Here is a 21714-nt window from a genome sequence, read left to right as displayed (position 1 = left end):
TGCTCCGCGAGCTTCGCGCGAACCTGCCGACTCTCCGACAGCTCCGAAGCAGCCGCACGCACCGCCGTTCGCGCGAAGTCCGCGAAGATCGCGAAGGCCCGCGAAGCACAGCAACCACAGGAGTGGTGGTTCGGCGCGCCCAGGTCCGCTGGCGTGATGTCCGTATCGATCCTTCTTGCTGTTCTTCGCGTCTCGCGAAACTGTTCGTGGCAGAGAACAAGGCGGACGTTCGCGTGATGCTGTGGCCGAGAGGATGGCTCCCGTGCGCCGACATCTCGTCCGCTGCCAAAAGCACCCGCAGATCATGCAGAATCTGTTGCACGAGCAGCACGTGCAGTATGCCGCATGACAGCACTATGCACTAATTAGCGGCCTAGTCAGTAGCTCTCAGCTCAATACCCGATCGGTCCCAACCGGAACAAGCTCCACGGCCACACCGGTGCTCCCGGTTCGGTGCCTGCCATAAACCACTCGACGTACCGTCGTTCGCTCGGCGTCGTCGCATTTGATGGCTGACCGCTGGCCCGATCGAGCTCCACGGGCACCACGCCAGGCGGTGGAGTCCAGATCCCGCTGGCGCGATTTCCATACGCGGCCGCGAGAATTTGTCCGGCGATCGGCGCCGCCAGTGTTCCGCCCACGGCGCCCGGAGAGATCATGGCCGGCTTGTCGAAACCAAGCCACACGCCCGTCACCAGCTCGGGCGTCATCCCCACGAACCAGACGTCGGTATTGTCGTTCGTCGTACCCGTCTTGCCGGCCACGGGGATGCGTGCCGGCACGATCTTGCGAAGCGCCGTAGCCGTGCCGCGGGTGACCACGTCCTGCAGCATGTCGCGCATGATGAAGGCCACCCGCGGGTCCATCGCGGGCCGTGGCGGCGGGATCAGCGGCGTGAACACTGTGCGTCCGCTGCGATCCTCGATGCGCTGCACGAATCGCGGCTCGATGGCCACACCGCCGTTGTCGAACGTCGCGTACGCCGCCACGAAGTCGAGCGGCTGCACCACACTCGCTCCCAGCGCGCTCGAGGGATACGGTGAGATCGGCGCGCGCAAACCGGCCCGGCGCGCAAGGGCAATCACCGAGTCCATGCCGACAGTGAGCGCGAGCTGCACCGCCACCGAATTTCGTGATTTCGTGAGTGCTTCTCGTACGGTCAGCGCGCCGAGGAACGCGTTGTCTGCGTTGTCGGGACTGTAGTACTGCCCGTTGTCGAGCCGGATGCGCAGCGCGGTATCGGCAACCATGGCGTTGGCTGTGAGCCCCTGCGCGATTGCCTGAGCGTACACGAAGGCCTTGAAGCTCGAGCCGGGCTGACGATTGCCGTCCACGGCGCGATTGAACGAAGACCGCGCGTAGTCACGGCCACCCACGAGCGCCCGCACGTCACCGGTGGTCGGATCGAGCACCACCGCCGCGCCTTCCAGACACGCCTCGACTTTCGCCGCCTTCGCTGGCGCGGCAAGGGTATCGCCGGCCACTCGAGCGCATCGCTGGCCGCGAAATCCGGGACGCGTTTCGATCTCGTCGAGCCCGCTGCTGAGCGCTTGCTGCGTTGCCCGCTGCAACGCGGCGTCGATGGTGGTGTGAATGCGGTACCCGCCCTGCATCACGGCGATACCCGCGCGCTCGGCCTGTACGCGCACCACGTCGACCACCCATGGCGCTGGTGAACGGATGAACGTGACCGTGCGCACGGGTTCGCGTTGAGCGGCGGCCAACTGCGCGGCGCTGATGTAGCCCTGCTCCGCCATCAGCGCGAGCACCGTGTTGCGTCGCGTGCGATTGCGGTCGGGATAGCGCGCCGGGTCGTATTGCACGGGGCTCTTCGGCATCGAGGCCAGCGACGCCGCTTCGGCCAGCGTGAGATCGGCCGCGCCTTTGCCGAAGAACTGGCGTGCGGCCATTTCGATACCGTACGAACCGCGACCGAACGAGATCTGATTCAGGAACGCCTCGAGGATCTGCTCCTTGTTGTAGTGGCGTTCCATCTCACGCGCGGCCTGCTGCTCACGCAGCTTGCGCCCAGCCGTCACATCACGACGATCAATCAGATCGGGATGCATGTTGCCCACCAGCAGCTGGGTGATCGTGCTCGCCCCGCGGAGATTGCCCTTCGTCACCGCATCTTTTATCGCGCCGGCCACGCCCACCAGGTCCACGCCGTCATGTTGATAGAAGCGTTTGTCCTCCACGGCCACGAAGGCATGTCCCACGAACTTGGGCAGCGAGCGCAGCGCGATGTTGGTGCGGCGCCCCTTGCCCAGCTCCCCGATCAGCGATCCGTCCCGCCCCAGCACCAACGTGGCCTGCGCCGGCGTGATGATCTGCCACGCCTCGCCGGTGGCGCCGGGTGCCCGCTGCGCCGCCATGCCGAGTGGTAGGGTGGCCAGCGCGAGCGGCATCCATGCCATGGTCGCCAGTCGGATGCACGATCGTTCGAGTCGGGACTTCAGAGGACGCATGGGGGAATTGTACACGTGCGACCGCGACCCGGTACGCCGACCCCGTTCCGCCGTTTCATGCCTGAAACCCGCACGCGACCGTAGTCGATGCGGGCTGATCCTCGTAGTTTTCAGGTATGCCTGGTGATCCGATTCGTCCGCTGACGCTTGCCCTCTGCCAGTTCGCCCCCCGCAAGGGCGACACGGCCGCCAATTTCGCCCGCATCGGGCGTTTGTGCGCGCAAGCCTCCACCCTCGACCCGCGCCCGCAGGTCGTGCATTTCCCCGAAACCGCGCTCTCCGGCTACTTCGTGGAAGGCGGCGTCCGCGAGGTCGCCTGCACCGCCGGCGCCCTGGCCTACGATCTCGACGACACGTACCGCACCGCGTGCGCGGCGGCCGGGATCGACTGCGTGCCGATGGATATCGTGATCGGCTTCTACGAGCGCTGGCGCGATACGCTGCACAACAGCGCCGCGTATCTCACCATCGGCCTCGACGACGGGCCGCCCGTCATCCGGCACGTGCACCGCAAGAATTATCTGCCCACGTACGGCCTGTTCGACGAAGAGCGCTTCGTGGAACGCGGCACCGAGATCCGGGCCTTCGAAACGCCGTGGGGACGCGCGGCGATACTGGTGTGCGAAGATGCCTGGCATTCGATCAGTGGCACGATCGCGGCGCTCGATGGCGCACAGGTGGTGTTCGTGTCGTCGGCCGCCCCCGCCCGCGGCGTCTGGCCCCGAAACGACGGCGTGGCCGGACCGTACAGCGCCGCCCGCTGGGAGCGGCTCAGTCGTGACATCGCCGAAGAACAGGGCGTGTACACGAGCTTCGTGAATCTGGTGGGCACAGAAGGCGGCAAGCGCTTCTTCGGCACGTCGCATCTGGTGGGCCCCGGCGGCGACGTGCGTGGACGCGCGCCGGTGTGGGACGAGTCTTTCATGTCCCTCACCATCGATCTCGATGACCTCGTGCGCGCGCGTGCGGACGGACCGCTGCTGAGCGATCTGCGCGTGGCGTTACCGCATGTCCTCGACAATATTCGGCGTGTGCAGGACGGCACGTGGGTGCCGCTGTCGTACGACGGGCCGGAACCGGCCGCCGCCGATCTGCTCCGAGGGGCTCGCGGCTTCACCACCGGCGAGTTCGCGGTCCCCACTGCCGCATTGCAGCGCGCCAACTCGATCGTGCGGGCCATCCCCGAATCGCTACCGGTGATCCGACACGAAATGCGCGACCACGGCGGTCCGCCGCCGTTGGCGATCGATGCCGCGTTGACGGAAGAATGGCTCACAGGCTTCCTGCGCGACGAACTCACCCGACGTAGCTTCGGCAAAGCGGTCATCGGCATCTCGGGCGGCGTCGATTCGGCCGTCACCGCGTTTCTCGCGGTACGCGCCCTCGGCCGCGAGAATGTGATCGGCATTCGCCTGCCCTACCGCACGTCGAGCGCGGAATCGCTCGATCACGCCCAACTCGTGATCGACGCACTCGGGATCGAGTCACGCACCGTCGATATCAGTCCCGCAGTCGACGGTTATCTCACCGCTGAACCGGACGCCGACGCCTCGCGTCGCGGCAACATCATGTCGCGCATGCGCATGATCGCGCTCTTCGATCTCTCCGCCCGCTATCGCGCGCTGCCACTCGGCACCGGCAACAAAACAGAGCGCCTGTTCGGCTACTTCACGTGGCACGCCGACGATTCGCCGCCGATCAATCCGATCGGCGACCTGTACAAGACACAAGTCTGGGCGCTCGCCCGCCACCTGGGTGTCCCCGACATCATCATCACGAAACCGGCCACCGCCGATCTCATCGCCGGACAGACCGACGAAGGCGATCTCGGTATCAGCTATGGCCGTGCCGACGACATTCTCAACGGCATGCTGCACGGCTTCTCGCACGAGGCACTACGCGCGCGCGGTTTCCAGCTGGACGAACTCACACTCGTTTCACGTCGTCTCAACGGCACGCACTGGAAGCGCCGTCCGCCCGCAACCGCGTTGGTGAGTCAGTCGGGCATCGGCGAATCGTATCTGCGCCCGGTGGACTACTGAGCGCTCTCGCGCCACCGATCGCGTTCGCGTAACCGATATTCGACGAGTTTCGCGTGTACTTCGAACTTGGCTTTCGACATATCGCCGATTTGGCCGGGTACGATCACATCCTGTTCGTGGCGGCGCTCGCGATTCCGTTCGGTGTGGGAGATTGGCGACGGCTCGCCATTCTGGTCACCGCGTTCACCCTCGGTCACAGTCTTACGCTGGCCCTCGCCACGCTTCGTCTCGTGTCCGTGCCGTCGCAGCTGGTGGAAACACTGATCCCGGTCACGATTCTGTTCACGGCGCTCGATACGTATACGTCGGCCACACCGCAGCGGCCGGAGAATCCGATCACGCTTCGGAGTTATGGCGTGGCACTGCTGTTCGGACTCATTCACGGGCTTGGCCTCTCCACGTACCTACGCGCCTTGCTGGGCAGTGAAGAAAGCATTGCGGGGGCCCTGCTGGCGTTCAACGTCGGGCTCGAGATCGGTCAGCTCGTAATTCTCTCCATTGTGCTTGCGGTTGGTGCCGCGCTCGTGCCGGCGATCCTGCAGCGGCGCCGGTGGGTACAACTGTCGGTGGGCGTGACCGGTGGTTTCGCGCTCATGCTGTTGGTCCAGCGCCTCGGCGCTTGGTCGTGACCACCCCGTTGAAGCTGGCGACGCTGACGCTGGCCGCCGTGCTCTTCGGCGGCGGCGAGGTGGAGGGGCACGCGCCGCGCGACATGCACGAGGTGCACAGCACGCATACGCGCGCCGTGGTCGAGAACGGCGCGCTCATGTGGAAGGTACGGTTGTTCAGCGATGATCTGGAGAAGGGGCTGCGCGCGTATGCGCGTCACCCCGCCTTTGTGCTCGACCGCGACCCGAAGGCGACTCGCTGTTCACGGCGTACTTCAACGCCAAGGTGAGCGTGTCGGCCAATGGCCGCGCGCTCAGGGCATCGCTCGTACAACAGGGCGTAGATAAAGACCCTGTTGGCGGCACCGTGCACTGGTACCTGTTGCAGTTCAGCGCCGGGCGTGCACCAACGAGTCTGTGTATACGCAACGCGCTGTTGGCCGAGCTCTTTCCGAGTCAGGCCAACATCGTGGTACTGCTGTCGATGCCGGGCGAGAAGCGACACTCGCTGTACTTCGGCGACGGTGACATGGCGGCGCAGACGGTCGATCTGCGGCGCTGACCGCGCGAGCCCACCGATCCGCCAATATGGCGTTCGGCGGCACCCGCCAACTGCACGCAGAACGCCGCGATCCGCTCCACCGCCTGCGCCACGAGTATCGCGCCTTTCTCGGCCGTGGCGGCACGCGGATCGCCTACCCCCGTATCAGCCGTCACCTGCGTCCGGCGGCGTGGCATCGATGCCCAGCCGCTGCGTACGCCGTCGAATACGCTGGGCTTGGCGTGCCCATCGCCCCACGTGTCGCGGTCCGGCACCACCAAGTGTGGTGCCACGTGCATGATCGCCGCCGTCTCGAGCTCCCTCGCATGATCGCCGGCGCTGTCGAACACGCCGTGATCGCCGGCCAGCCACCAGTTCACGATCGAGAGCACGATCGGCGTGCTTGGCTGCAGCTCACGCACCCACGCCCGCAGTTCATTACCGCCGTGCGCACTCAGCAGCACCAGCGCGCGCACACCGTGCGGTGCGAGGCTGCGCACCACATCGCGCAACAGCGCCAGCTGCGTGCTTGGCATCCTGTTGGTCGTGAACGGCAAGTCGAGCTGCGTGGTATTCACACCGAACGGCACCGCCGGTAGCGCCACCACGTTCACGCCGCGCGCGGCACAGGTGGCGGCGACCCGCGCCGCCACTTCGCGCCCCATGATCATGTCGGTACCGTACGGTAAATGGGTGTTGTGCGGCTCGGTGGCGCCGCAAGGGAGTAGCGCGACCGGCCGCACACCTTCGCGCATCGCGGGCCACGTTTGTTCGTCCAGCACGCCAACGCGCGGCGCGTATCCGTCGTGCGCCGGTCGGCAGACGAACCGTACATGAATGACTCAGGGTTCACCCGACCCATCAACGTCTGCTGCGAACGATCGTCACCGACCGCCGCCTTGGCCGAAATTCCCTCGTGTCGTACGCACCGGACCCGCTGTGTCAGCCGAGCGAGCTTCAGCGCCATGCCAGACACGACCACGCGCTGATGACGCTTTTGATCGCCTCGCGGTTCCGCCACCTCGACGCCCGAGCTGTGCCCTTCTTGATCGTCGATGCGCACTACGAACGGGCTCTGCGAGAGAGCCACCAGCTGTCGATTGCCACCCTCTGGGTCATCGATATGCGGGCTCACGGCGATCGCGAGTATTTGGGCTGCGGGCTGGGCAATGCCGACAGCACAGAGCGTTGGAGCGCGATGCGACAGGATCAATTACTCGTGGGGCTGCACGACAGTCAGTGCAAAGTAAATGACGAGCATGCCGACGTGCGCAACGTGATGCTGAGCCCGGCATTGCCTGCGGTCAGCGTGGCTCGTCCACACCCTCTATGAAACGCCCGACGTGTCCGCGCTGACGGATCCCAAAAACCGCCGTCGCCTGTTCACGTCCAACGCGCTCGATCGCGAGTAGCGACAGATCCGGCACCGCACGAGCGTGACTCGACACGTTACGCGCGCGCCACAGAGCGCGATGACGGGAAGAGCACGCGATGCAAGATGCTCCCCACCACCCTCATCACAATTGAAACGCCCCGTGTACTGCCGTGATACCGATCACCAGCGGTAGTTGCTAGGCGACTGCAGCGTACGTAGTCTGAGCTTTCCTGCGCTAAAACATGGTCGACTCGTTCGGCGCGTTCCGCTCCCCTTCCATCAAACCATCGAGATTTATGGGTGAAGAAATTTTCGAAGTCACAGTACGCCGGTTTTGCAGCCCTCTTCGTCGCAATCTCCTGTAGAGAACAGAGTTGACCGACGGAAGCCGAACTCGTCAAACGGTCCACTGCGGTTTCGGTCAAGCCTGACCAGATTCGTCCCGAGGAGCGTTTTCCTTTCGACCTTGAATCGCGCGTTGTCGGATTCGGTGGGCTCTACATGAACGAAGCCAGCGAAGTACACGTGTGGGTCACAGCCAAAGGAATATTGAGACGGCACGCGCCGCCGTGACGCGCACCTTCCTTGACGGCACACTGCCACGACCGCTGGGACAGAAGTCCTCTGGCTTTGTGGTGGACGAGGCACTGTTCACCGTGTCTGAACTCGCCGCGTGGCGTGACCTCGTGTTCGACGCCGTGAACAATGGACAGATTCCATCTGCTGTTTCGTTAGACCTCGACGAACGGTTGAACCGAGTTTGTTTTGTGATGGATGGTCCCGAGACCATAGACCAAGCGCGAGCCGCCATTGTGAAGCTAGGCGTTCCAGCCGCAGCGCTATCAGTCGAACGTGGCACACGACCCGTTGATGCTACGGCGAGCACCACGCCGAACTCGATTACGGACCAAGACAGCGTCATCGTTGGCGTGATAGGAACGTCGGGGAGCCGAGCCCAGACGGTCAATCGTTTTGCACTGTGAGCTTTACCGCAACGACGAATGCCGGGCCAAGATTCGTGACTGCCTCTCACTGTTCGTCACACGAGTGGAGCGTGGACGGTGCGCTCATGCGCAACTCCCCATCGGTGCGCCAGATCGGCTTCGAGACCGAAGATCCCGCTGGATACGCTGGCGGGCTCCGGACGTGCCGAGGGAGTGACGCCGCGACGTATTCGTACTCAGCAGGTCTTGCTGGCCAAGTTGGCTTGATCGCCAGGCTGAATCCCGGCGGCTCTTTACAATGGAACCAAAGCACGCCGTTCTGGACTATTTCAGCGGCTGCGCCAACAAACATGTTCGTTGGCCTCAGCATCAGTAAGACGGGCATGATTACGGGCTGGACGTCTGGCCAGATCACGCATACCTGCAACGATTATTTTTCGTCTGGGACGCGCACGCGCACTTGCCAGAACGATGCCAACGTCTATCTGAAAAAGGGGGATAGTGGCGGCCCCGTATTCTTTGAAAACGGCATGGGTTCCGGCTACGTCACGTTGGCTGGCATTACCTCAGCGATTGGTGGCTGGCCGAACAACAACATGATTTTCTCTTCGTTTGCGCGCGTAGCGCAGAATCTGGCAATCGACGCGTACGATGTGATACATCCGTCGCTCTTCCCAGCCCAGCCCGTGGTCACTGGCAGCCTCTCAGGTAACAACCCCGTTCTGACTTGGCCTTCGGTACCGTCGGCGGTAAGCTATCGTCTTCTTCGTCAATGGTATCGATACTCGAACGAACAGGGTTCGAACGGTTTCGAGGACATGGGAAACGTGACCTCCCTGTTTTCCGGCGATTTTCTTATCGTCGATGCGTACACCGGCACCACGATTCCGAATTTCAGCACGGAGGGCTACGCGGCATATCAATTGATTGCGTACAACAGCAACGGCACGCCCTCTCGCACCAGCGTTATGAAGTACTTCCGTCTCGCTCCGTAGTCGGCTGCCTCGGCAACTTCATGCCGATGTCACGAAGTTCGTTACACCGGGCGCGCTCGAGACGTACATCGGTTTCTCGGCCAAGCGCGAACGGGTTTCGGCAAGACGCCCCTAACGCGTGAAGGCGCGGCAAAACCGGCTTCTCCGGTGAGCTCAGTTTCTCGTTTCTTCGCTTCGCGCACGACGGTCAACTTTTCGGAGCTCTCATGCGTTTTTCTGCTGGTGTTATTGGCATGCTAGCGTTGTTCACGTTCGCCGATCCCATCGGCGCACAAGTCTTTCGTGACCGCTTCGTCACCGCCGTGGTCGGACTCAGTTCGAGTCGAGGGGGTAATTTCCAGGAAAGAGACACGTATTCTGCGGATCTGTTGGTCGGCGCTCGCGTTGACGCGTCCGCGCACAAATCGTGGATTGTCAGCGCAGTCGCGGGCGGCGCCTTTCGAAACGGAAGTAGCTTAACGTGCACGTTTCGGGTCCCCGGAGGTCCGTGTGCGCCGCTCATGCCGTCCGTAGGGTACTCTGGCGCCTCCGCGGGGATTGAGCTTGGAAGTAGAGTGGCGACACTGATGCTGCTGGCCGGACCGGCGCTTGCGGTCACCACGGAGCAAGCCACGCTTGCACTCGCGGCACGAGTCGATCTAAGCGTTTTCGTCGTGAAGCGCGCAGCGTTGGTGATCTCCGCGCGAAACCTGACCATTCCCAGTCTCATGGGGATGCACACGAATGTCTACGGCATCTCTGCTGGCGTTCGTCTTCGGTAACCGCTCAGCGTTTCGTTGACTCCCGTGAATTCGCGCACGTCACTGGGAGCCGGATTTACCGCGTGCAAGGCGGAAGTTCGCAGACGATCGCCGCGTTACGTTCCGCGACCACCTACCTGTCCGCCCACATCGCATGCGGATCGACGACCGCCAGCTCCGCGCAGAATGCCGCGATCCGTTCCACCGCTTGCGCCACGAATACCGCGCCCTTCTCGGCCGTGGCCGCGCGCGGATCGCCCACTCCCGTATCTGCGGTCACCTGCGTCCAGCGACGCGGCAGCCATGCCCAGCCGCGGCGCACGCCGTCGAACACGCTGGGCTTGGCGTGACCGTCGCCCCACGTGCTGCGATCGGGCACCACCAAGTGCGGCGCCACATGCATGATGGCTGCCGTCTCGAGTTCGCCAGCATGATCGCCCGCGCTCGTGAACACGCCGTGATCACCAGCCTGCCACCAGTTCACGATCGCAAGAACGATCGACGTGCTGGGCTGCAGTTCGCGCACCAACGCCCGCAGCTCATTACCGCCGTGCGCATTCAGGAGCACCAGTGCGCGCACACCATGTGGTTCGAGGCTGCGCACCACATCGCGCAGCACGGCGAGTTGTGTGCTCGGCATCATGTTGATCGTGAACGGCAAGTCGAGCTGCGTGGTATTCACGCCGAACGGCACCGCGGGTAGCGCCACCACGTTCACGCCGTGCACGGCACACGCAGCGGCAACCCGCGCCGCCACTTCGCGCCCCATGATCGTGTCGGTACCGTAGGGCAAATGCGTGTTGTGCGGCTCCGTGGCGCCGAACGGGAGCAGCGCCACGGGCCACACGCCCTCGCGCATTACGGGCCAGCTCTGTTCTTCCAGCACGCCAACGCGCGGCGCATACCCATCGTGAGTTGGTATCACTCAGCGCCCTTGCCCAAACGTGTCGCAGACCCTTTGATCGCCCGACTCGAACCCTTTTCGGAACCAGGCCCGCCGGTCGGCCGACGACCCGTGCGTGAACGTTTCCGCGTTCACCCGACCCGTCTGCATCTTTTGCAGCCGATCGTCTCCAACGGCGGCGGCAGCCGACAGCCCCTCATCGAGATCGCCCGCCTGCAGAATGCCCGCGCGCGCGGCCGCGTAGCCCCACACACCAGCGTAGCAATCGGCCTGCAGCTCAATCGCGACGGAGAGCTGATTGCCCGCCGCCGGATTGCGCTGCACGGCATTGCGCATGTCGCGTTCCGTGCCGAGCAGGTTCTGCACGTGATGACCGATCTCGTGCGCCAGCACGTAGGCCTGCGCAAAATCACCGGGCGCGGCAAACTGTCGCTCGAGCTGATCGAAGAAGGAAAGATCGACGTACACCCGCTGGTCACCCGGGCAATAGAACGGCCCCGAGGCCGCGCTGGCGGGCCCGCAGGCCGATTGTACCCCCTCGCGGAACAGCACGAGCCGGGCGTCGCGATACTGCGGAATGAGCTGACGCCACGTGACTTGCGCCGTGTCGAGCACGAACGACACGAACTGCACCATCTGCTCTTCGCTGGCATCCGTGAGCGGCGCTTCCTGCGTAGCCGAGGCCGGCTGGCCGCTTGGTATCCCGCCGCCGCTGAACTCCGTGAGCAAGTCGCGCTTGAAGATCAGACTCAGCACCAGCAACACGACCGTGCCGCCGAGGCCCAGTTTCAAACCGCCGCCGCCGCCACGGAACCCGCCGCCGCCCGTCGCGCCACGGCGATCCTCGAGATTGTCGCTTCGTCCACCTGGGGTCCAACGCATGTCGTTCGCTCCGCAATTACGGCGCCGCAGTCGGCTTCACCGTCAAGAAGTCCTGATCATCCGCTCCAACCGTGCGCAGCCATACCAACACCTCGGCGATGCGCTCGGGGCCGAAAATTCCACGCTGTCCCTGCAACCGGCGCACCACACGTACCTCGCGACCGTTCTGCGACCACGTCGAACTGTAACTGCCGAAGAAGCTCGTGGCCGACAGATTTGCCGGGACGTCAACCGTCCAACCCGGCGGCAGCGTCACGGTCCATTCTGTGGCATGCACGATAGGTGCAAGAATCCGGCTCGCGTCAATTGGTAGCTGTCGGGCGCCGCGACTCTCGAGCTCGCTCAGGGCCGCGCGAAAGCTTCGCGCTGGTCCGCGTACCACCGATGGCACCGCCAGTACTTTCGTGGATCCGATGGATCGGATCAGCCCTTCGGACACCACCGAATATGAGATCTGCGCGTTGGCGCTGAAATCGCGGCCGTCGAACACCACCAGCGAATCGACGCGGGCGCTTCCGATCGCCTCGGCGCCGAAGATGCGCTGCGCGAGCGTTCGGGAGAATGCGGCGCGGCGCGTCGAGTCGAGGGATGTGCCCAGTCCGAGACGCAGCCCGTAGGTCGGTGATCCTTCCGCCCGCTCAACGGCACGACCGGCCGCCCGTCCATCCGCGCCGATCTGCATGGTGAGTTGCAAGGTGGAGATGTTTCGCTCCGTCGGCCGCACCGGCAGCGTGACGCGCTGCGCCGAACCATCGTCACCGACGATGATCGCGAAGCTCCCCTGATACGCATCCGGCAACTCGCCATAAGGAATCGACTCGGCGGTCAGGTCGGTGAGGCTCCAACCGGCGCCGTCGCGCACGGCGGCGATGGCGTGATTGAACTGCAGCATCGATGGCACGTTGGGGTCGGGGCGCTGCGACAGGGAGAGCAACACGGGATTCGCCGTGATGCGATACCGCCGGAGCGTTGCCACGAACAGCGTGGCTTTGTCCTTACAGTCGCCGAGCGACGTGGACAACACCTCGCCGGGCGTGCGCGGCTGATAGCTGCCCATGCCGAGTGCCACGGAGAGATACCGGATGTCTTGCGCCACGAAGCGATGCACCGCGCGAATGGTGTCGAGCGTCGTCCGCGCACCGCTGGCGCGCACGATGGAATCCATGCGCGCGGCGTCCGTGGCACTCAACGCGTATCGATCCTTCGATAAGCCGTGATACCAACTCGCGATTTCTGTCCACGTGCCGCGCGGACCCACGGTGATTGTCTGCGCGACGCCATTGGAATCGGCGGCGAACGGCTCGCCGCGAACACCCGGCTGATCACTCGAGGTCCACGTGTATCGACGACGGCCATTCACGATGTCGTCTCGGCGCTGCACGGTCAGATTGCGTTCCACGATCGTGGGCGCGTAGCCGTCAGGGACATCGAGCTCGACCAGCGAACGTCGGATGGTGACCGGACCGTTCAATCCAGCGAGAAAGAGAAAGTCGCCCGGGCGCGGCGGAGCGGACTCCTTCACCGTCCACGCGATGTCGACGACCGTACCGGCGGTTACGCCAGCGAGGGACAGACGACGCACGCGCTGATCCTGATAGATCGGATTCGCCATCGCCGCTGGCACGTCGGCATCCTGCATCTGCGCCGGTTTGTCGCCGATCACGATACCCGTGGTTCGCAGCACGCGCACCCATTCGATCGTGAGCGTCTGATGCGACGACGCGAACGCGAACGCCTGCTCGGCCAAGCCACGCGCGGCGCTTTCGTCGATGACCTGCACCGCCCGCCGGTTACGCTGCTGCCAGCGCCCGTCGGACTCCACGCGAAAACTCGACTCCTGCAGCAACACCACGAACGGCTGTCCTAGAGAGCGCGCCGGATCGACGGCGAGGCGTAACACCGAATCGGACGGCACCAGCGGCAACGGTGACGACGGCGTCACCTGCGCCGAAACCACGCACGCGCACGAGAACAGCAGGGCGCTCAGCGCCAGTAAACGAAGCATACGGAATGGTCGCATGCCCGCGTCGCCAGCGCGAGTCGCGCCTGCGCGTCACCTTCGGGAGCGTTCCGCTACGCCGCCATCCGGTCGTCGCGAGCGAAGGCCAGACTCACGGCGCGGCGTGCGCCACGCTTGAGTGCGCGATGGACCGAGCGGGCGTAGCGCACAAAGTTCGAACCGGCCCATGGATGTCGCTCGAAAAAATCGTATGGGAGCATGCCGCCCTTGAGACGATTACAGGGACCGCAGGCCGTCACGAGATTGCCGGGATCGTGCGCCCCGCCGCGGGTCAGTGGCACGACATGGTCAAGGGTGGCGCTGCGATGATCGAGACGCAACGCGCAGTACACGCAGCGTTGTCCGCAGTCGCGCAGGGCCGCGCGGCGCATAGCCTGTTTCGCCGCCACATGGGCCGCTATCTGTGGCCGAAGTGACGACGCCCCGGCGGAGGCGGTGAGCCTCACGACGGGGCGTTGGGAACAGTCGGCGCGAAAGAGCCGGCGCGCTGCGGGCCGGGATTGTGCCGATGGGTGGGCCGCACGGCACGAGCAAGAACTGAGGCGAGTGGAACGCATCATCCTCCAGGAAAACCGGGTGGACACGCACACCAAAGCTGAAACGATCGCTGCATCGATCTTTCGGACATCGCGACGATACGATCACGTTCCTGCTCCCGTCAAGACCAGAGCCGGACCGTTACATCAAATTCCGTTTACCCTCTCATCCCGCTGTTCGTGAGCGGGTCACGAAGCATGCTTCCGATCCGGGCCGCCATGCCATCGAGCTGCTGGCGGTTCGGCATCAGAGAGCCCGGGAACGGCAGGGGTACATCAAAGCCATCGCCTTCGCGGCGCGGGATCAGGTGAATGTGATAGTGCATCACGTTCTGGCCGGCGGCGGCGCCCGAGTTCACGACGATGTTCATGTCGCTCGCCCCCGACGCGGTCTGCACCCGCGGGATCAGCTTCGTCGCCACCTGATACAGATGGGCACCGATGTCCTTGGGGATGTCTTGTAGCACCTCGTAGTGCTCGCGAGGGACGACCAGCACATGACCGGGGTTGACCGGTTGAATGTCGAGGAAGGCGATCGCCACGGAATCCTCGTAGCAGATCGACACTTCGGCGGCGCCGCGAATCAAATCACAGAAGATGCAGTGGCCGCTGGACGGCGTCATAGGAGCGGTGCGAGCATGCATGGTATTTCACCAAAGAGTGGAGACGGCGACGCCAACCTGTCCCGGAAATCTACGCCCGGCACGCACTGGAGGATCCCAGCCGGGGAAAGTCCCTTCCGCTCACGTCGGGCGCTAAGATTAAGGGTTGTCTCTTTCCAGCCCTCCAAATCACTTCGATGGCCACTTCGACCCGCCCAAGCCGCCCCCGCAAGGGAGCCGCCGCCGAGCCTGCGCTGACGCGCGAGCAGATGGTGAACGCCTACCGTGTCATGTACACCTCGCGCCGGCTGGATGATAAAGAGATTCAGCTGAAGCGACAGAACAAGATCTTCTTCCAGATCTCCGGCGCGGGTCACGAGGCCGTGCTGACGGCGGCCGGCATGGTGCTGCGTCCGTCCTATGACTGGTTCTATCTGTACTACCGTGACCGAGCGCTCTGCCTGCAGCTCGGCATGACGCCCGCCGACATGCTGTACAGTGCCGTCGGCGCCGCCGCCGATCCGAACTCGGGCGGGCGGCAGATGCCAAGTCACTGGGGGAGTCGGGATCTCAACATCGTGTCGGTGTCGTCACCCACGGGCACGCAGTTCCTGCAGGCCATCGGCAACGCCGAGTCCACGCTGCGCGCGCGCCAGGGCCAACTCACCGACGGCTTCCCCGGCGATGACGTGACGCTCGTGACCACCGGCGACGGGACAACCAGCGAAGGCGAGTTCTGGGAGTCGCTGAACAGCGCGTGCAATCTCAAGCTGCCGGTCGTCTACCTCGTGGAAGACAACGGCTACGCGATCTCGGTGCCGGTCGAAGTCAATACCGCCGGCGGCTCGATCTCGAAGCTCGTGGCGTCGTTCCCGGGGCTCTATATCGAGGAAGTCGACGGCTGTGACTTCCTGGCGTCGTACGCGGCGCTCGACCGCGCGGTGACTTACGCGCGCGAGCGCAACGGACCGGCCTTCGTGCACGCGAAAGTGATCCGTCCATACTCGCACTCGCTCTCCGACGACGAGGTCTTCTATCGTCCGAAGGACGAGATCGAGGCCGATGCCGCGCGCGACCCACTCACGACGTTCCCGCGGTATCTGCTCGCCGAAGGTCTCGCTACGGAAGAAGAGTTGCAGGCGTTGCGTGACACGGTCGACGCCGAGATTCTCGCGGCCACCGACGACGCGCTCGAGCAGCCGCAGCCAGGCGCCGATACCGTCGGCTTCGCCGTGTACTCGCCGGATGTCGATCCGACGGCGGAACAGTTCGATACCGAAGACGATCCGCAGTTCACGGGTGAGCCGACCACCATGGTGGATCTACTCAACGCCTGCATGCGCGATGAAATGGCGCGTGACGAGCGCATCCTGGTGTTCGGAGAAGACGTGGCCGACGTGTCGCGCGAGGAGCACCTGGGCAAGGTCAAAGGCAAGGGCGGCGTGTTCAAGGTGACACACGGCCTGCAGACCAGGTTCGGCAGCGGACGGGTGTACAACTCGCCGCTGGCCGAAGCGAATATCGTCGGACGCGCCATCGGCCTCGCACACCGCGGCTACAAGCCGGTAGTCGAAATTCAGTTCTTCGACTACATCTGGCCCGCGTTCATGCAGATCCGCGACGAACTCGCCACGATGCGCTGGCGCTCGAACAACACGTTCAGTGCGCCCGTCGTCATTCGCACCACGTACGGCGGCTACATTCGCGGCGGTATTTATCACTCGCAGACGGGTGCATCGTTGTTCACGCACACCCCCGGCCTTCGCGTGGTGTGCCCCAGCAACGCGCTCGACGCGAACGGTCTGCTCCGCACCGCCATTCGCAGTGAAGATCCCGTGCTGTTCCTCGAGCACAAGCACCTGTATCGCCAGACGTACAACAAGAGCCGCTACCCCGGCCCAAATTTCATGATTCCGTTCGGCAAGGCGAACGTCCTGCGCGAAGGCACCGACGTCACGCTCGTGACCTACGGCGCCACCGTGCAGCGTGCTCTCGTGGCGGCCAATCAGATCGCCGAGGAAGGCGGACCGAGCGTGGAGGTCATCGACCTGCGCACGCTCTCGCCGTGGGATCAGGAAACCGTGTTCAACAGCGTTAAAAAGACCAGCCGCGTGATCGTGGCCACCGAGGATTCGCTCTCGTGGGGCTACGGTGCGGAAATCGCCGCGAAGATCGCGGACGAGTGCTTCGCGTGGCTGGATGCGCCGGTGAAGCGCATCGCCAGCGCCGACGTGTTTGTGGGATACGCGCCTTCGCTCGAGGACGCGACCCTGCCACAGGTCGACACGTTCCGTAAGGCCTACCTCGATATCGTCGCCTTCTGACGGCACACCACGTCTCATCGATGCCCCACGACGCGCCGTTCGTCTGCGTCGTGGGGCAATCGCCGTTCAGGCGACCAACGTGAGTTCGCGGGCCACCTGATGCGTGGTGCCAAGCGCGATGTACTCCGGCACCAGCTCCGCGATGCGCTGCCGCAACACGGCATCGTCGTCGCGACGCATCGCCGACTGCACCAGGCATCCACGTGGGCGTGTACGCCTGCCGGTGGAATGCCGAGGCGCGAGGAGAGAAGAGTCCGGTGCGCCGTGGGTTGCAGACTCTCATCGTCGCGTGAGAGCTCCTCGAACAGCTTCTCCCCTGGCCGCAGTCCGGTGAATTGAATCTCGACGTCGTCACCCACGCGCAGCCCCGAGAGACGGATCAGATCGGACGCCAGATCGACAATCTTGATCGGCTCGCCCATATCGTGCACGAACACTTCGCCACCCCTGCCGAGCACCGCCGCCTGCAGCACGAGCTGCACCGACTCGGGGATCGTCATCAAGCACCGCTGCATGTGGGGTGCGTGATCGTGATCGGTCCACCGGCACGGATCTGCCGCAGGAAGGTCGGCACCACGCTGCCGCGGCTGCCGAGCACATTGCCGAAGCGCACACTCACAGAGTTCCGGCCGGTCGATACCGCCGCGCGCTGTACGCGCAGCTCGGCGATGCGTTTCGTCGCTCCCATGATGCTGGACGGATTGACCCCTTGTCGCTGGAGATCAGCACGAACTGCGGCGTTTCGTAACGCACGGACGCATCGATCAGGGAACGCGTGCCTTTCACATTGTTGGTGATCGCCTCGGCCAGATTGTCTTCCATCAGTGGTACGTGCTTGTGCGCCGCCGCGTGGAACACGGTGCTCGGGCGATATTGCCTGAAGATCGCGTCCAGCCGCGTCTCGTCACGGATGTCGGTGATGAGGCACGTGAGAGGCACCGATGCGTAGTGGGAGCGCAGTGCCTGCTGGATATCGAAGATCGAGTTCTCGCCGTGTCCCAGTAGCAACAGGTGCGCCGGTGCATTGCGCGCTATTTGGCGGCAGAGCTCACTGCCGATCGACCCACCGGCTCCGGTAACGAGCACGGTCTGCCCTTGCATGATACGGCGCACCGAACCGAGATCGGTTTGCACCGGCTCGCGGCGAAGCAGATCCTGACTCTCCACCGGGCGCAATTGATTCACGCCGATGCGACCGGAGATAATCTCGCCGATCTGCGGCATGATCCGAATCTCCACACCGGCTGCGGTGTAGATGCGCACAATCTCGCGGATCGTCGCGCCGGGTGCGCTGGCCATCGTAATGATGACATGACGCACGCCATGCGTGAGAATACGATCTTCGAGTTCCCGCACCGAGCCGAGAACGCGAAGCCCACCCACGTGCAGGTTGCGCTTCGAGACGTCGTCGTCGAGATAGCCGATCGGACGCAGCCCCATGGCTGGATTCTCGAGCATCTCGCGTGCGGTGAGTCGTCCCGCCGCACTCGCACCGAGACTGAGCATCGGCGCCTGTACCGTGCGGTCACAACGCTGACGGCGGTGCACGATCCGCACGCGCGCCAGCAAACGCGGCAGCGTAAGCGCGGCAATGCTCCACACCGTGTGCGATGGAATGACCGAGAGTGGCAGTCGCGTCGGAGACAACCCGAGAACCGGCAGCAAAAAACCGCCAGTGTGACGTTGGCGATCGTCGCCACCGATACGGCGGCCATCATCGCCTTGAGTTCCTCGACCGAGGCCGTGCTCCAGGACCGGTGATACAGACGAAAGGCCGCCATGATGCCGAGCCACATCGGTACCGCGAACATCAGATGATAGCTCGCGGCCTGACGCCAACTCGAGTCGAGCCATTCGAGTCCTTCGAATCGCAGCGACCAGGCAATCCCCCAGACCGCCGTCAGCGTCGTGACATCGAGTACGAACAACTGACTGTGAGTCAGCCACGGCGCCTTGCGGCCCTCAGTCGATGACCCGGCCTCCGGCGATCGTGCCGGCGTCGGAGACACGGAACGGGACATCGTGATATTCACTCTCTGCGGCGAAGACTCAGTGGGTACTCATTCGAATATCAGGACAAAGAATGCCAGCCTTTAGCTGGCGGGTCGTAACGATTCGACCGCGTCGGCCGCGGGGTCTAGTTGGTACGGCTCAGCACCACGGCAAGCGTGACCAGACTGCCGAGGACCTGCGTCATCGTGCCCAAGAACTGCATCACATCGCGCTTGTCCGAAGGATCGCGGGCCGGCACGACGATCTGGCTCCCGATACGCGGTGTTGGCTGCTTCACAAGCGCAAACAGATACAGGTGGCGCGTCTCTACTTTCCCGTTGGCTTGCACCACGTATGCGCGCTTCGCGTCGGCGTTGCGTGTTGTACCACCGGCGGCGCGGACGTAGTGGGCGAGTGACGCGCCGGGCTCGTAGGGAAGGGCGACGGCCGAGTTGACGGCTCCCGAAACCGACACGAGCGCATTGTAGCGCGGCACGTGTACAGAGTCGCCGTCGATCAGCAGCAGGTTATCACGATCCTTCGCATTCTGCAGCACGCTGGGGAGGTCCACACCCACGCGTCCCACGGCATGCTGCCCGCGGTAGAAGGCCACGCCGGCGGAGTAGGCCGAGGCGGTGAGCCCGCCGGCGCGGGCGATCACGTCGGAGAGTCGCTCAGCTTTCGAGGTCAGCGCGTAGGTACCGGGGAACTGCACTTCGCCGGTGAGCGTCACGGTAGACTGCATCTGCCAGTCGGGCTGACGCAGCACCAGTACGTTGTCATAGGGTGAGAGACGCGTGTCGCCGGTGGGCGCGGCGGCGGCGCGCGACTCGACCACGTACGACGAATCGAGGGGCACACGGAACGTGATCGCCAACTGCCCCTGCTCATGCCGGTCGGGCAGGCGCGCGATCTCCGCTTCCTCGAGCGACGCGCTCGGCAGCAGGCCGCCGGCCTGCAGGATCAAATCGCGCATCGTCATGCCCTCACGATACGGATACTGACCCGGACTGCGTACCGCCCCGCTCATCGCCACGTACTGCGGGGCACGGAACTCCGTGAGAGAGGACACCGAAATCTCGTCGTCCTCCTGCAGCAGAACAGGTGACGTCGCGGTTCCGTTGCTGCGCAGCGTCGCCGGAATCTGCGCGCGCGTGGAGTCCGCGCGCAGACGCGAGACGATCACGCGTCCGAGACACGTGTCGGACTTGAGTCCACCGGCCTGACGGATCGCGTCATCGAGGGTGCTGGCCTTGTCGATACCCTGCGCGCCGGGCTGCCAGACGTTACCGGTGATCGTGATGCGACCGCGCACACGGTTCGAGACGAGTGGCACTTCCACGACATCGCCGGCTTCGATCGGGATGCGCACGGCCGTCGTGCCCTTGGCGGCGTCGGGTAAACTGACGTCGCCTACGATACGATCGCTACCCTCGGCTGTGCGTTGTGCCGGCGGCACGATACGCTGGATCCGAATACGCCGACGCGACGCATCATCCGTGAATCCACCGGCGGTCGCGATCAACTCATCGAGTGATTCGTTCGGTCGCAGTTCGTATGTGGCCGATCGCAATACGCCACCGCTCACACGAGCGCGCGCCCCGTACGTAGGCACGAAGAGCACATCACCGTTCTAGAGTCGCACATCACCATTGGCATCGCCGCGCAACAGATATTCGTACACGTCGAAGCGCTGCGAAGGCTTGCCACGGCGACGAATTTCTACCTGCCGCAGAGAGCCGCGCTCGCTCGGACCACCGGCGGCATACAGTGCTGTGAGCGCGGTGCCAGCGCTGGAAATGCGATAGCTGCCGGGCTGCTGCACATCGCCGACCACGAACACCTGATTACTGCGCAGACGCGCTACACTGACCGAGAAGCGCGTACTGTTGCCGATTCCCGAGTACACGCGCTGCAGCCGTGTACGCAACAAGACGTCGAGATCACCGAGGGTGAGATTCGCCACGGGTACCGTGCCGACGACGGGGATCACGACAAAGCTTTCGCGTGTGACGTCGAGAGTATAGGCCGCTTCGACGTCACCGCTGAGAATGAGCACCAGCTGATCACCGGCGCCGAGCTTGTACGACGCGTCCACCGGTCCACCGGCGTTCGCATCGAACATGGTCGTCGGCTGCGAGAACAGTGCGTATCCGAACAGCGTGGAGCCCTCGGCGTCGTAGCTGGTGCTCAGCTGACGGCCGTCGACGGCAGCGGTGTTGGCGGCGGCCGTCGTGGCTCCGTTCGCCGGCTTGGACGCACCGGTGGCATTGCGCGCATTGGCCATGTTGGCCGCGTTGGCGGCGTTGGTGCGGGGGCCGGTCAAGGCGACTCGGCGCAACACCACTGCGTCTTCGGAATCGACGATGCCGAGGGCCCGGACAGCGCTGATCAGCGAATCGGACGGTAATGTGGTGACCGCGGGGGCGGCGCCGCCCATGACCTGCTCCAGTAGCGACTCGGGATAACCGGCGGCGCGCAAGCGCGCCCGGAGCTGCGCGGCCGACAGACCTGAGGCCTGGATACGTTGCCGCAGTTGCGCCACCAATTCGGGGCGGTTCTGCACCAGATCCAGCGCTTGGGCCGGGGTTGGGATGTTCGCTGGCAGCGACTGCGCGCGCACAGGCTCGACAGAGGCGCCGGCCATGATGCTCGCCGCGAGCACCAGGAGCACTCGTGAACGGGACATCTTCAAAGATTCTGATAGAGAGAAAGGTCGTTCGTCAGGGAAATGACGAACG

Annotated in this window: 20 protein-coding genes and 2 pseudogenes; 11 read left to right on the top strand and 11 right to left on the bottom strand. The window is 64.3% G+C overall.

Features of this window, described 5'->3' with window-relative positions:
• Positions 1-237 (top strand): hypothetical protein (locus tag ACESNG_RS17260; RefSeq protein WP_373069971.1); only part of this gene is annotated, 237 nt, incomplete at its 5' end.
• A 155-nt stretch (positions 238-392) separates the two neighbouring features.
• On the opposite strand, the gene ACESNG_RS17255 is transcribed toward ACESNG_RS17260, so the two are convergent.
• Positions 393-2468, bottom strand: coding sequence for a penicillin-binding protein 1A (locus ACESNG_RS17255; RefSeq protein WP_373060456.1), 2076 nt, complete (start codon positions 2466-2468; stop codon positions 393-395).
• Between the two features lie 116 nt (positions 2469-2584).
• Between ACESNG_RS17255 and ACESNG_RS17250 the strand changes: the two are divergent.
• The 5 genes and pseudogenes from ACESNG_RS17250 to ACESNG_RS17230 all read left to right on the top strand — a co-directional run.
• Positions 2585-3421: pseudogene (locus ACESNG_RS17250) on the top strand (nitrilase-related carbon-nitrogen hydrolase); the annotation flags it as partial.
• A gap of 258 nt (positions 3422-3679) precedes the next feature.
• Positions 3680-4510 carry an NAD+ synthase gene (locus tag ACESNG_RS17245; protein ID WP_373060458.1) on the top strand — a complete coding sequence of 277 codons (831 nt, stop codon included), beginning with the start codon at positions 3680-3682 and terminating at the stop codon, positions 4508-4510.
• 53 nt (positions 4511-4563) lie between these two features.
• A complete protein-coding gene (locus ACESNG_RS17240) occupies positions 4564-5139 on the top strand; it encodes a HupE/UreJ family protein (protein ID WP_373069969.1) in 576 nt (191 codons plus the stop codon).
• Entirely contained in the window at positions 5136-5408 is a 273-nt protein-coding gene (locus tag ACESNG_RS17235) for a hypothetical protein (protein ID WP_373060452.1), read from the top strand. Before ACESNG_RS17240 ends, ACESNG_RS17235 begins: the two co-directional genes overlap by 4 nt.
• Positions 5405-5680, top strand: coding sequence for a DUF6702 family protein (locus ACESNG_RS17230; RefSeq protein WP_373060450.1), 276 nt, complete (start codon positions 5405-5407; stop codon positions 5678-5680). Before ACESNG_RS17235 ends, ACESNG_RS17230 begins: the two co-directional genes overlap by 4 nt.
• On the opposite strand, the gene ACESNG_RS17225 is transcribed toward ACESNG_RS17230, so the two are convergent.
• Positions 5575-6441, bottom strand: a complete 867-nt coding sequence (locus ACESNG_RS17225) for a creatininase family protein (RefSeq protein ID WP_373060448.1) — start codon at positions 6439-6441, stop codon at positions 5575-5577. The two genes, ACESNG_RS17230 and ACESNG_RS17225, sit on opposite strands and share 106 nt — an antisense overlap.
• Positions 6442-6575: 134 nt before the next feature.
• Between ACESNG_RS17225 and ACESNG_RS17220 the strand changes: the two genes are divergently transcribed.
• The 4 genes from ACESNG_RS17220 to ACESNG_RS17205 all read left to right on the top strand — a co-directional run bounded on the left by ACESNG_RS17220 (position 6576) and on the right by ACESNG_RS17205 (position 9734).
• Positions 6576-6992 carry a transposase gene (locus ACESNG_RS17220; RefSeq protein ID WP_373060446.1) on the top strand — a complete coding sequence of 139 codons (417 nt, stop codon included), beginning with the start codon at positions 6576-6578 and terminating at the stop codon, positions 6990-6992.
• Positions 6993-7603: 611 nt separating this feature from the next.
• Entirely contained in the window at positions 7604-8017 is a 414-nt protein-coding gene (locus ACESNG_RS17215) for a hypothetical protein (RefSeq protein ID WP_373060444.1), read from the top strand.
• 71 nt (positions 8018-8088) lie between these two features.
• Positions 8089-8973: a trypsin-like serine protease gene (locus ACESNG_RS17210; protein ID WP_373060442.1), complete on the top strand. Its 885-nt coding sequence runs from the start codon at positions 8089-8091 to the stop codon at positions 8971-8973.
• Positions 8974-9527: 554 nt separating this feature from the next.
• Positions 9528-9734, top strand: coding sequence for a hypothetical protein (locus ACESNG_RS17205; protein WP_373060440.1), 207 nt, complete (start codon positions 9528-9530; stop codon positions 9732-9734).
• Between the two features lie 112 nt (positions 9735-9846).
• Here the strand turns inward: ACESNG_RS17205 and ACESNG_RS17200 are convergent, their stop codons facing one another.
• From ACESNG_RS17200 to ACESNG_RS17180, 5 genes are all read right to left on the bottom strand, one after another.
• The gene (locus tag ACESNG_RS17200; RefSeq protein WP_373060438.1) at positions 9847-10638 is read right to left on the bottom strand and encodes a creatininase family protein; all 792 of its coding nucleotides are present in this window, start codon (positions 10636-10638) and stop codon (positions 9847-9849) included.
• Positions 10639-11499, bottom strand: coding sequence for a neutral zinc metallopeptidase (locus tag ACESNG_RS17195; protein WP_373060436.1), 861 nt, complete (start codon positions 11497-11499; stop codon positions 10639-10641). It lies immediately after the preceding gene.
• A gap of 16 nt (positions 11500-11515) precedes the next feature.
• Positions 11516-13504, bottom strand: coding sequence for a DUF3857 domain-containing transglutaminase family protein (locus ACESNG_RS17190; RefSeq protein ID WP_373069967.1), 1989 nt, complete (start codon positions 13502-13504; stop codon positions 11516-11518).
• Between the two features lie 68 nt (positions 13505-13572).
• The gene (locus ACESNG_RS17185) at positions 13573-13890 is read right to left on the bottom strand and encodes an HNH endonuclease (RefSeq protein WP_373069966.1); all 318 of its coding nucleotides are present in this window, start codon (positions 13888-13890) and stop codon (positions 13573-13575) included.
• Positions 13891-14213: 323 nt separating this feature from the next.
• Positions 14214-14678 carry an HIT family protein gene (locus ACESNG_RS17180; RefSeq protein ID WP_373060430.1) on the bottom strand — a complete coding sequence of 155 codons (465 nt, stop codon included), beginning with the start codon at positions 14676-14678 and terminating at the stop codon, positions 14214-14216.
• A gap of 176 nt (positions 14679-14854) precedes the next feature.
• On the opposite strand from ACESNG_RS17180, the gene ACESNG_RS17175 reads away from it, so the two are divergent.
• A complete protein-coding gene (locus ACESNG_RS17175) occupies positions 14855-16981 on the top strand; it encodes a thiamine pyrophosphate-dependent enzyme (protein WP_373069965.1) in 2127 nt (708 codons plus the stop codon).
• A 66-nt stretch (positions 16982-17047) separates the two neighbouring features.
• Here the strand turns inward: ACESNG_RS17175 and ACESNG_RS17170 are convergent, their stop codons facing one another.
• From ACESNG_RS17170 to ACESNG_RS17155, 4 genes and pseudogenes are all read right to left on the bottom strand, one after another.
• A complete protein-coding gene (locus ACESNG_RS17170; protein ID WP_373060460.1) occupies positions 17048-17173 on the bottom strand; it encodes a hypothetical protein in 126 nt (41 codons plus the stop codon).
• 116 nt (positions 17174-17289) lie between these two features.
• Positions 17290-18835 (bottom strand): annotated as a pseudogene (locus ACESNG_RS17165) (polysaccharide biosynthesis protein); the annotation flags it as partial.
• Positions 18836-19118: 283 nt separating this feature from the next.
• Complete coding sequence (locus tag ACESNG_RS17160) at positions 19119-20597, bottom strand: SLBB domain-containing protein (RefSeq protein ID WP_373060426.1); 1479 nt, start codon at positions 20595-20597, stop codon at positions 19119-19121.
• A gap of 9 nt (positions 20598-20606) precedes the next feature.
• Positions 20607-21662: a polysaccharide biosynthesis/export family protein gene (locus ACESNG_RS17155; protein WP_373060424.1), complete on the bottom strand. Its 1056-nt coding sequence runs from the start codon at positions 21660-21662 to the stop codon at positions 20607-20609.
• Positions 21663-21714: the final 52 nt, after the last annotated feature.

The sequence above is a fragment of the Gemmatimonas sp. genome (assembly GCF_041689975.1).
In the GTDB taxonomy this organism is placed as follows: domain Bacteria; phylum Gemmatimonadota; class Gemmatimonadetes; order Gemmatimonadales; family Gemmatimonadaceae; genus Gemmatimonas.
The sequence above is the reverse complement of the archived record's forward strand: the minus strand, read 5'-3'. Positions and strand labels throughout refer to the sequence as shown.